This window comes from Nocardia asiatica NBRC 100129 (genome assembly GCF_000308415.1).
In the GTDB taxonomy this organism is placed as follows: Bacteria; Actinomycetota; Actinomycetes; order Mycobacteriales; family Mycobacteriaceae; genus Nocardia; species Nocardia asiatica.
The window spans coordinates 20,261-28,083 of sequence record NZ_BAFS01000242.1 but is presented as its reverse complement, the minus strand read 5'-3'; the positions used below and the strand labels follow the sequence as shown (position 1 = coordinate 28,083).

8 protein-coding genes are annotated in these 7,823 nt (G+C 67.3%); 3 read left to right on the top strand and 5 right to left on the bottom strand.

Translation table 11 applies throughout. The annotated features are described in order from the left end of the window. Positions 1 to 789: serine hydrolase domain-containing protein (locus ON27_RS23885; protein ID WP_043732124.1), on the bottom strand; the 789-nt coding region annotated here is incomplete at its 3' end. Between the two features lie 283 nt (positions 790 to 1,072). Between ON27_RS23885 and ON27_RS23880 the strand changes: the two genes are divergently transcribed. Next, entirely contained in the window at positions 1,073 to 1,954 is an 882-nt protein-coding gene (locus ON27_RS23880; RefSeq protein WP_043732107.1) for a sigma-70 family RNA polymerase sigma factor, read from the top strand. A 103-nt stretch (positions 1,955 to 2,057) separates the two neighbouring features. Here ON27_RS23880 and ON27_RS23875 read toward each other — a convergent pair whose 3' ends face one another. Continuing rightward, positions 2,058 to 2,327 carry a hypothetical protein gene (locus tag ON27_RS23875; protein WP_157227297.1) on the bottom strand — a complete coding sequence of 90 codons (270 nt, stop codon included), beginning with the start codon at positions 2,325 to 2,327 and terminating at the stop codon, positions 2,058 to 2,060. Positions 2,328 to 2,581: 254 nt separating this feature from the next. Between ON27_RS23875 and ON27_RS23870 the strand changes: the two genes are divergently transcribed. Continuing rightward, positions 2,582 to 3,805 carry a helix-turn-helix domain-containing protein gene (locus ON27_RS23870; RefSeq protein WP_051046941.1) on the top strand — a complete coding sequence of 408 codons (1,224 nt, stop codon included), beginning with the start codon at positions 2,582 to 2,584 and terminating at the stop codon, positions 3,803 to 3,805. Between the two features lie 199 nt (positions 3,806 to 4,004). Here ON27_RS23870 and ON27_RS40045 read toward each other — a convergent pair whose 3' ends face one another. The 3 genes from ON27_RS40045 to ON27_RS23860 form a co-directional block, all read right to left on the bottom strand. Further along, complete coding sequence (locus ON27_RS40045) at positions 4,005 to 4,310, bottom strand: hypothetical protein (protein ID WP_157227295.1); 306 nt, start codon at positions 4,308 to 4,310, stop codon at positions 4,005 to 4,007. A 205-nt stretch (positions 4,311 to 4,515) separates the two neighbouring features. Further along, positions 4,516 to 4,671 (bottom strand): DUF1731 domain-containing protein, encoded by a 156-nt coding sequence (locus ON27_RS41470; protein WP_083887768.1) that lies wholly within the window; start codon positions 4,669 to 4,671, stop codon positions 4,516 to 4,518. A 132-nt stretch (positions 4,672 to 4,803) separates the two neighbouring features. Next, positions 4,804 to 5,673, bottom strand: a complete 870-nt coding sequence (locus ON27_RS23860; protein WP_245560077.1) for a M23 family metallopeptidase — start codon at positions 5,671 to 5,673, stop codon at positions 4,804 to 4,806. A 969-nt stretch (positions 5,674 to 6,642) separates the two neighbouring features. Between ON27_RS23860 and sucC the strand changes: the two genes are divergently transcribed. Next, positions 6,643 to 7,809: an ADP-forming succinate--CoA ligase subunit beta gene (sucC, locus tag ON27_RS23855; protein WP_043732098.1), complete on the top strand. Its 1,167-nt coding sequence runs from the start codon at positions 6,643 to 6,645 to the stop codon at positions 7,807 to 7,809. Positions 7,810 to 7,823: the final 14 nt, after the last annotated feature.

Genomic DNA, 7,823 nt, shown 5'->3' with positions numbered 1-7,823 from the left:
GCCACCGGCCGAGCCTTGGCCGAGGCGGCGCAAGGCGGTGTCGTTGGGCAGAGCCATGACATCGGAGGGAGTGAACCCGCGTGCGTTGAGGTTGTAGGAGATCCCCGCGATGCCGTGCGGTGCGGGTGAGGCGGCGGCGAAGGCCGCTTCCATCTCCGGGCTGGCTCGCCACGGCAGGATCGGCAGGTACCGGTGGTCGAGTTCGGCGGGCAGGCCGAGGTAGACATCCAGCCCGTACGGGGCGCGGATACGTTGCTCGAACAGCTCCTGGACGGTGCTACCGGTCACCGCGCGCACCACCTCACCGACGATGGCGTAGGTGACGAACCCGCCGTAACCGTGCACCGCGCCCGGTTCGAAGAAGGGCCGCTGCCCCACCAGCCGTTCGGCGATGACCTGCTCGTCGGCGAGTTCGGCGACGGTGAATCCACCGTCGACTCCGATGATCCCGGATCGGTGCACGAGCACGTCCCGCACGGTGACGCGCTCCTTACCCGCCGCGGCGAACCGCGGCCAGTAGTGGGCGACCGGCCGGTCCAAATCGAGAGCGCCGTCTTGGATCAGCAGCGCCACCACCAGGCCGGAGGCGCCCTTGCTCGTGGAATGCAGGCCGGTCAGCGTGGTGGCGGTGACTTCCGTGCCCGCCCAGAGGTCCACCACCTGGCGGCCGCGGACGAAGGCGGCGAGCTGCGCGCCGGATTCCCCGTTCTCCTCGCTGACGACGGCGGCGAATTCGTCGCGTACGTGCTCGAATCCTTCGGCGACGGTGCCGTGTATTTCGATCTTCATAGTGATGTCTCCCTTCGACAGCAGCCCCGCCCGGTCGAGAGCTGACCGGCCGCTGCGGATCGTGTTCTGCTGCACTGACGTAGGGCGGCGAGAAACGTGACCGCGACAGCGAAACCGCCGGTCGAAACGTCGGCGAGCCGTTCACTCCACTCCGGGCGCACGAGCTGGACGGGCGAGCCGGGCGCCGGGTCCGGGTGGCGCACAGCCGACCAGCGAAGAGCGAGGGTCACATTTCCCGTCGCCGGCGCGTCATCGATGCGGGAAGAAGACCGAGGAGGACCCCGTGCACGATGAGCAGTTCTCGGCCGACCGATTCGAGGCACACCGCGCCCACTTGCGATCGGTCGCCTACCGGATGCTCGGCTCGCTCCCCGATGCCGACGACGCCGTTCAGGAGGCGTGGATACGCCTGGCCCGCACCGACACCAGCGATGTCGCCAACCTCGGCGGCTGGCTGACCACCGTCGTCGGGCGAGTCTGCCTGGACATGCTGCGCGCCCGCAGAACCCGCCACGAAGAACCTCTGGAAGCCGAGCACCTACCCGACCCGGTGATCACCAGCGAGACCACACCGGACCCGGAACACGAAGCGCTGCTCGCCGACTCGGTGGGCCTGGCCCTACTGGTCGTGCTGGAATCCCTGCGACCGGCCGAACGACTCGCCTTCGTCCTGCACGACATGTTCGCTCTGCCTTACGAGCAGATCGCACCCATCGTGGACCGCACGCCGCAAACCGCCAAGAAACTCGCCAGCCAAGCCCGCCGCCGAGTCCAGGGGGCCACCCCGGGCCCAGCTCCGGACCTGCCCCGTCAGCGCCGGGTCGTCGACGCCTTCCTCACCGCCGCCCGCGGCGGCGACTTCGACGAACTCCTGCGCCTGCTCGACCCCGACGTGGTGCTACGCGCAGATGCCGGTGCGGTGATGCGCGTGATCCGCGGCGCGAGCGCCGTCGCGGGCCAGGCCGAAACCTTCCAGCGCATGGCCACCCTCTGCGCCACCCACCCCGCCCTCGTCAACGGCGGCCCCGGACTGGTCAACACGCTCGACGGCAACCCGTTCTCGATCATCGGCTTCACCGTCACCGACGACCACATCACCGCCATCGACATCCTGTCCGACCGCGACCGGCTCACCCGCCTCGACCTCACCGCCGTCCTCGGGTGACGCGTGGCGGAGGTTCCAGGCCCGAGGAACATCGACTACCGCCCAACTGTCCGAGAACGCGCGATCGGCAGCGCCGACTCGGGACCCGCTGCCGTGGGAAACGTCAGCGTGGCTCCCGTGAGGTGTCCGGCTTCATGCGCCCGGCGTCGATGAGCGTCTGCCGGGCCGCCGCCTTACGCGGGCATTGATCGGCACGGCACGCCCTGTGCTGCTGCATGATCCGGTGTGCTTCGGGAATGCCGAGCGGGTGGTCCGGAGCTTCGTGCGGCCAGCCGTTCGGCCACAGTCCGGGGTCGAGTTGCCCGGCGCGTATCCGTTCGCGCTCGGCGCGCCACTCGGCGGCTACGCGGTCGATGATCGCTTGCGCTGACATGTCGTCCTGCTCGCCATCTCGCCACCAACTGAACCCCATCGCGTCTCACCCCTGCTGTGCTCGCTCGTCATTCGGGTGCACGCCACCCGTCGGGGTGATGTCACCGCGGGCCGCTCACGGCCGGCGGTGCGTCCGTCCCGGCCGGGACAGGCGCGCCCGCCGGGTGGGTGCGGCTGCCAGCGTCGCGCGGAAAATACCCTCGCGGACTGGGGAAACGGCTACAGCGCGTCTACGGATGCACCTACGATCCACGCATGGGGACGGACGGGGGATTGCCTGACATCGGGGAACGGCTGCGAGCCGCCAGACAGGCGGCGGGACTGTCGCTGGCGGAATTGGCGGCGCGGATACCGTTCTCGCGCAGCTACCTCGGCCATGTCGAGACGGGAACACGCGCCGCCTCGCCCGATGTGGTCGCGGCCTACATGCGCGCGTGCGGTGAAGTGACGTGTGATCCTGTCACACTGGTCAGTATGTTGGGCAGAGCGGACGTCGACCGGCGGTCGTTCCTGCGCACGTCCGTCTACAGCGCCGCCCTTTCCGCGACCGCGCTGGTATCGCAGCCGGATGTCGCCCGGTTGATGCGAGTAGGTGACTCGGCGCGAGTAGGCATGCCGGAAGTACGAGCTGTCCAGCAAATCACGGACGCTTTCCTGCGCTTGGACGAGGTCAAGGGTGGTGGTATCGGCCGGACGGCTGTGGCGGAATTCCTGAGTACGGATATCGCCTCGCTACTGCGTTCGCGGTTCGCCGATTCCACGGTCCGTTCCGAAGCGTTCAGTGCCGCCGCCGAGTTGGCCTATCTGGCAGGTTTCAAAGCGCACGATGCGGGGGCGGACGGTATCGCTCAGCGATATTTCCTGTCGGCATTGCGGCTCGCGGAGGAATCCAGTGTGCCGGGACAGGACGGTTTCTGCTTCCGCATTCTCGGACTACATGCGACCGACGTCCGCCAGCCAAAGCACGCTGCCGAACTCGCCGAGCGTGGAGTGGCAGCGGCGCGCGACAAGGTAGGGCCGGACACCATGTCCTTGTTCCTGGTCGGTCTGGCGCGTTGCCACGCCGAAACGGGACAGCATCGAGCTGCGCGGAGTACTTTGCGGCAGGCGGAACCGTGGATAAGCACGGAAATAACCACTGCGTTACCCCGCTGGGCGGCGCTCTGGTGCCCGAACAAGGCGAGCGTGGCCAGGCAGACGTCGAAAGCGTTCGCCGCCCTGGGCGACCAGGCTGAAGCCGAGCGGTACATGCATCTGTCGCATTCGATGTGGAACCCGCAGACGCACACCAGGATTCATGCGCTTTCCGCTGCGGAAACAGGTCTTATCCGTTGGCGTCTCGGGCGGCACGAGGACGCGGCGAAGCTATGGCGATCGGCGCTGCCCATTCTGACTGCCGTGTCCTCGGATCGGGCATCGAAAGTTCTGCGGAAGGTGCGGAAGGCTGCGCCTGAATTGTTCGCCGGAACGGCATCGTGACAGCGCGGCGTATTCTGGCGAACGGGTCTTCGGCATGGACGGCCTTGGCGTCGTCGAGATCACCGAGGTGTTCGCGTCGGTGATGGCGATCGAGCCCCGGTCGTTGCGATGTAGTGGAACCGAATTCCGTGCATGCGGGTGCTTGCGTGGCATTACCGTGTGACGACTTGTCGGCCGCCTGAAACCGCGAGTAAGTCGGTCAGCGGGTATCCACGACCATCGCCATAGGGACCCGGATCTCTCCACCGGGAGCGAAATGCAGGACGACCATGTCGTGGTTCCAGTCGATCCGTGGCTCGGTACTCCAGCCGAGGGGGATCGTGACGACGTGACCACGCGGCACTCCGCCGTCGATGAACGGTCCGAGCCAAACCTCGTACGAGTCGATGTCCATCGGGCTGTGTGTCCGCTTCACGGCTGCGGCATATGTGCTGCGCGGTGCCGGATACGTGCGGACCGTGTCGGTGCGATGCATGAACAGGGAAACTGCCGCGACGATCGTCACGAGCGCTCCCGAAATCAGGCCGAGCACAACTCCGAACGTGAACGGCCACCCGAAGAACCGCCTCCGGGGCTTGACTTGCTTCGGCCGCCGCACCGTTTCCACAGGCCGCATTGGTTCCAATGGCGGCTTCGAAGCTGTCATCACCCAATTATGGGCTGCGCGGCAGACGGTCTCGCACCTCGGATCTGGGAACCGGGCAGACCGGTCAGTGGGGTAGCAGGTCTGTCAACGCCTTGTCGAGCGTGGGATAGCGGAAGGTGAAGCCTGCCTCCTCAAGGAACTGCGTGTACGTCGTTGTACGGCGAGCCATGAACCGACGCTGATCCGTCATCCGTCCGTCGTGGAACGTGCGCATCGTCATGTACCGCTGCCTTGACGGCTGAGCGAGAATGCGCCGATCAGCAGTAGACGGACGAATCGCTGTGCGCAACAGGCATTCTGGAAGCCCGCTGAGGCGGCCGGGGTGCCGGTGCGGCTGAAGCGGCAGTGTCGCTCAGTCGCGCTGCGGGCCGAGGCTGATGCCGCGGGTCGCCAGCCAGGGGAGCGGGTCTACCTTGTCGACGCCGTTCAGCCAGACTTCGAAGTGGCAGTGCGGGCCGGTGGAGAACCCGCGGTTGCCGATCGTGGCGATCTGGTCGCCGGCCATCACCCGCTGGCCCTGCGACACCGTGGCGGTATCGATGTGGCCGTAGATGGTGACGGTGCCGTCGTCGTGCAGCAGGCGGACCCACATGCCGAAGCCCGACGCGGGACCGGCCTCGATCACGGTGCCGTCGGCGACGGCGTAGATCGGGGTGCCGATCGGGCCTGCGATGTCGATGCCGAGATGCTGCACGCCCCAGCGGGCGCCGAACCCGGAGGTGAAGGTGCCCGCGGCGAAGAACTTGTGGAAGAGCGGGCGAAGCTTCGCGGCCTCCTGGGCGGCGAGGTCCTCGGCGTACTTCTGGCCCTTCTGCAGCATGTCGTCGAACTGGTCGAGGTGGGCGGGCGAGGAGACGTTGAGCACCTGGGGGGAGTCCGGCGCCGCCGTCGGATCGGCCACGTTCATCGACTGCGCGGCGATCTCGTGGATCTGTCCCGCGGCTTCGTAATCGACTGCCTGCGAGAGTTGTTCGGGTGAGGCGAAGGCGGCCTGCCCGGCCGCGACGACCGCACCCGCCGCGACGGCGGCGACGGCCGCGCGACCTTTGAGCGCGGCGGGCGGCGCGGGCACGCGGTGCGCGCCACCGCGCTTGTTCGAGGACCGGCGGGCCGGGATCACGGTGGGCGCGGCGAGCGCGCTCGGCTCCGGATCGACGGCCTCCGGCTCGGTGGTCTCGGTGGCCCAGGCTTCTTCGGGAGCCCAGCAACCGGTGTCGGACACCCACGACTGCTCGTCGGGTGCCCATGGCTTCTCCTCGGGCGTCCAGGATTCCTCTTCGGCCCACGCGTCGCCGGAGTTCCAGGCGCCACCGTCGGACCAGGTGTCCTGCGCGTTCCATTCCTGTTGTGCCCACGCGTTGTTCGTGGCCCAGGAGTTGTCGTGAGCCGCGCCGGAGTTGTCGTAAGCCGCGTTCCGGTAGGCCGACTGGTCGTAGCCCTGCCCGTGCACGTGCGCATCGGCCGCGTAGCCGTACCCGGTGCCGAGCGGGTGGAAGTCGTAACTCGCCTGCGGGGCGGCCTCGTACCCGGCGTGGTGCTGGTCGAACGAGGGCTCGGCGTGCCCACTCACGGGGGCGAAGGGCTCGTCGTCGGGGCGGTAACGATGTCCGGATCGAACGCGATCATCGGAAGCGAAGGTGGAGCTGTGGTTCATCGGCGGTGCCACATCGTGAAGCGGGTGGAACTCGAATGCCGCCTGACCAGCGGCGTCGATCGGTCGAATGCGGAGCGGCTCTCCATCTGCGGAGTGCTGTGCTGCGTCAAGCTTGCCGTCCTCCTAGTCGTGACCGTGTTGTGACATCGACCGCAATGACGGTAACGAAACGATGTCGTGCCCACAAGCGGTGCGGCGGGTCCGTAACAAACATGTGAGATTCATCACCATACCCGCCCGGAATATCTCACTGCGGTATGGGCACTCCGGAGAGGTCGTTCAACGACGATCTGTAGTAGTTCGCGGAGCGCTTCCGGGTTCGGCCGCTCTACCTGGCGCGGCGTCAGCAACCTACTCGTCAGTAGCGTTGGCCAGCGGTTTTGCCACTCCTGGCACCGCCCCGTGACCTGCGCCACTTAGGATGAACGTGGCCGATTGGCCCTCCATGTGACTGGTTAGAGTCCGACCCGACCCGCTTCCGACGTCGGGCCGCCAACAAAGACGTTGTCATCACAACGCAGACGAGACGGTGAGTACATGGATCTCTTCGAATATCAGGCGAAGGAGCTCTTCGTTAAGCACGGAGTGCCTTCGTCCGAGGGCCGCGTCACGGACACGGCCGAGGACGCCCGCGCCATCGCGGCGGAAATCGGCAAGCCGGTGATGATCAAGGCCCAGGTGAAGGCCGGTGGCCGTGGCAAGGCCGGTGGCGTGAAGTACGCCGCCACCCCGGACGACGCGCTCACGCACGCGCAGAACATCATCGGCCTGGACATCAAGGGCCACATCACCAATAAGATCCTGGTCGCCGAGGCCAAGGACATCGCGGAGGAGTACTACATCTCCTTCCTGCTGGACCGGGCCAACCGGACCTACCTGGCGATGTGCTCGGTCGAGGGCGGCATGGAGATCGAAGAGGTCGCCGCCACCAAGCCGGAGCGTCTGGCGAAGGTTCCGGTCGACGCGGTCAAGGGCGTCGACCTGGCGTTCGCGCGGTCGATCGCCGAGCAGGGCCACCTGCCCGCCGACGTGCTGGACGCCGCGGCCGTGACCATCCAGAAGCTGTGGGAGGTGTTCGTCGCCGAGGACGCCACCCTGGTGGAGGTCAACCCGCTGGTGCGCACCCCGCAGGACGAGATCCTCGCCCTCGACGGCAAGGTCACCCTGGACGAGAACGCCGGATTCCGCCACCCGGAGCACGAGGCGTTCGCCGACCGGGACGCGACCGACCCGCTCGAGCTCAAGGCCAAGGAGAACGACCTCAACTACGTCAAGCTCGACGGTTCGGTCGGCATCATCGGCAACGGCGCGGGCCTGGTCATGTCGACCCTCGACGTCGTCGCCTACGCGGGCGAGGGCCACGGCGGCGTGAAGCCCGCCAACTTCCTGGACATCGGCGGTGGCGCCTCGGCCGAGGTGATGGCCGCCGGTCTCGACGTCATCCTCAACGACGAGCAGGTCAAGAGCGTGTTCGTCAACGTGTTCGGCGGCATCACCGCCTGTGACGCGGTCGCCAACGGCATCGTGAAGGCGCTGGAGATCCTGGGTGACAACGCGAACAAGCCGCTGGTGGTCCGTCTCGACGGCAACCGGGTGGACGAGGGCCGCAAGATCCTCGTCGATGCCGCGCACCCGCTGGTGACGCTGGCGCAGACAATGGACGAAGGCGCCGACAAGGCCGCCGAACTGGCAGCCGCCCGATAACGACGGCCGAGTAA